This window comes from Marinobacter manganoxydans MnI7-9, assembly GCF_000235625.1.
Taxonomy (GTDB): domain Bacteria; phylum Pseudomonadota; class Gammaproteobacteria; order Pseudomonadales; family Oleiphilaceae; genus Marinobacter; species Marinobacter manganoxydans.
On record NZ_AGTR01000071.1, the window covers coordinates 1 to 500 of the forward strand.

The 500-nt window shown below is 53.8% G+C and carries 1 pseudogene; it reads right to left on the minus strand.

What is annotated here, in order from left to right:
• Positions 1 to 482: pseudogene (locus KYE_RS15355) on the minus strand (arsenic resistance protein); the annotation flags it as partial.
• Positions 483 to 500 lie beyond the last annotated feature (18 nt).

A 500-nucleotide genomic window follows, 5' to 3' on the forward strand; every position in this document is an offset into this window, starting at 1 on the left:
CTGAAGATGACGGTGCGACCGGTTTCTACCGGTAATCGAAAGACCCGGCGCAGAGCCTTTCCAACCAGAGCCGCAGCTAGAAGATAGGCCGGAAACAGAATCATCAAGGGCCAGATAAGTGAGCCGGTACTGTCGATCTGGCTGACCTGTGTCATTGAGATGATGAACAGTACGACTGTCAGCAGAGGGACCGGCATCAGACCCATGAAGCGAATGAACCCGATGGCTTTTCTGGAGTTTTCGGCCCATTTTTCAGTCAGAAATGCCAGGATAAGCGGGACAATAATCAGCCCGCCAAAGGCCGGCAGGAGGTGCCGCCCAAGCTCAAGATTCACGTCGAACTGATTACCCATGAAAAGCCAGAGGTAAAGTGGAAGAAGACCCAGTTGAGCAATCAGCAGAACCGGTGTTGCCGCAATGGCTCGGGTGCTGTCCCCCTTGCCTAGGTGAGTGAAGGTGACAAACCAGTCGGTACAGGGCATCAGCAATACCAGAAGCAC